Below are 1,769 nucleotides of genomic sequence, written 5' to 3' on the forward strand. Positions count from 1 at the left end.
ACGGTCGAGGAGCGCGGCTTCGACACCCGCGTCACCGCCGGCGCCGTGCGCGAGCTGCTCGACGCTGCGTCCGAGCTGCTGCCCGGCGTCAGCGAGCTCGAGCTCGCCGAGGCCCGCGCCGGCCTCCGGCCCGGCACCCCCGACAACGCGCCGATCATCGGCGCCGTGCCCGGCCGCGCCGACGTCCTGGTCGCCACCGGCCACTTCCGCAACGGGATCCTGCTCACGCCGGTCACCGCCGACGCCGTCGCCGACCTGGCGGTCGGCAGCCGAGGAGCACCGGTGACGGCCCCGTTCACCGCGGATCGGTTCTCGTGATCGGCCTGACCGTCAACGGGGCCGTGACCGAGGTCGACGCCGACGCCACGGTGGCCAGCCTCGTCGCGCTGCTGGGTCGCGATCCCCGGGGCGTCGCCGTGGCCGTGAACGAGGCCGTGGTGCCGCGCCGCGCGTGGTCGGCCACCGCCCTCCGGCCCGGGGACCGGGTCGAGGTGCTGCGGGCGGCGCAGGGAGGCTGAGTGGACGACCCCCTCGTCATCGCCGGCACCACGCTGTCGTCTCGGCTCATCCTCGGGACCGGTGGCGCGCCGAGCCTCCACTCCTTGGAGCGCGCGATCGTCGCCGCCGGCGCCGAGATGGTCACGGTCGCGCTGCGGCGCCTGGACCCGACCGCGACCGGCTCGGTCGTCGACGTGCTCGAGCGCACCGGCGTGCGCACGCTGCCGAACACCGCGGGGTGCTTCACGGCCCGGGAGGCGGTCCTCACGGCGCGGCTGGCCCGCGACGCGTTCGAGACCAACTGGATCAAGCTCGAGGTGATCGCCGACGAGCGCACCCTGCTGCCGGACCCGGTCGAGCTCCTCACCGCGGCCGAGCAGCTCCTCGACGACGGGTTCGTCGTCCTGCCGTACACGAACGACGACCCGGTCACCGCGGCGCGCCTGGCCGGGCTCGGCTGCGCCGCGGTGATGCCGCTCGGGGCGCCGATCGGGAGCGGCATGGGGATCCGTAACCCGTACAACCTGGCCATCATCCGGGAGCAGACCGAGGTGCCGGTGATCCTCGACGCTGGGATCGGCACCGCCTCCGACGCCGCGCTGGCCATGGAGCTGGGCTGTGACGGCGTGCTCCTCGCCTCGGCGGTGACGCGGGCCCGGGAGCCGGCGCAGATGGCCGAGGCCATGCGCCGCGCGGTCGAGGCCGGGCGGCTGGCGCACCTCGCCGGTCGCATCCCCCGCCGCCTCTACGCCGAGGCGTCCACGCCGTGGGAGGGCCGACCCGAGTGGTGACCCGGATCGAGCACCGCCTCCTCCTGCTGACGGACCGGACCCAGACGCCCGGCCGTCCGCTCGTCGAGGTCGTCGGCGACGCCGTCGCGGGCGGCGCGCGCGCCGTCGTCCTCCGCGAGAAGGACCTGCCCGCGGCGGCCCGGGCCGCGCTCGCGGCCACGCTCGCGGCGGTGCTGCGGCCCGTCGCCGGGACCCTGCTCGTCGCGTCGGGCGGGGCGGCCGCCGCCGACGGCGTGCACCTGGCCGCCGACGACCCGTTCCCGACCCCTCGCCCGGCGCTCGTGGGGCGTTCGTGCCACCGCGTCGTCGAGCTGGCGGACGCCGCCGCAGAGGGCTGCGCCTACGCCACGCTCTCCCCGATCTTCGCGTCGGCGTCGAAGCCCGGCTACGGCCCCACGCTCGGCGAATCGGCGCTCGGCGACCCGCCGCTGCCGGTGTACGCGCTGGGTGGCGTCACGGCGTCGAACGCCGGGCGGTGCC

Annotated in this window: 4 protein-coding genes; all 4 read left to right on the forward strand. The window is 76.8% G+C overall.

What is annotated here, in order from left to right:
- A partial coding sequence (locus VG869_05770; protein ID HEV3450696.1) for an FAD-dependent oxidoreductase occupies nt 1-318 on the forward strand: 318 nt, incomplete at its 5' end.
- Nucleotides 318-518, forward strand: a complete 201-nt coding sequence (thiS, locus tag VG869_05775; GenBank protein HEV3450697.1) for a sulfur carrier protein ThiS — start codon at nt 318-320, stop codon at nt 516-518. The genes VG869_05770 and thiS, both read left to right, overlap by 1 nt.
- The gene (locus VG869_05780; GenBank protein HEV3450698.1) at nt 519-1,289 is read left to right on the forward strand and encodes a thiazole synthase; all 771 of its coding nucleotides are present in this window, start codon (nt 519-521) and stop codon (nt 1,287-1,289) included. It begins immediately after the preceding gene.
- A partial coding sequence (locus VG869_05785) for a thiamine phosphate synthase (protein ID HEV3450699.1) occupies nt 1,283-1,769 on the forward strand: 487 nt, incomplete at its 3' end. The genes VG869_05780 and VG869_05785, both read left to right, overlap by 7 nt.

This window comes from Acidimicrobiia bacterium (assembly GCA_035948415.1).
Classification (GTDB): domain Bacteria; phylum Actinomycetota; class Acidimicrobiia; order IMCC26256; family PALSA-555; genus PALSA-555.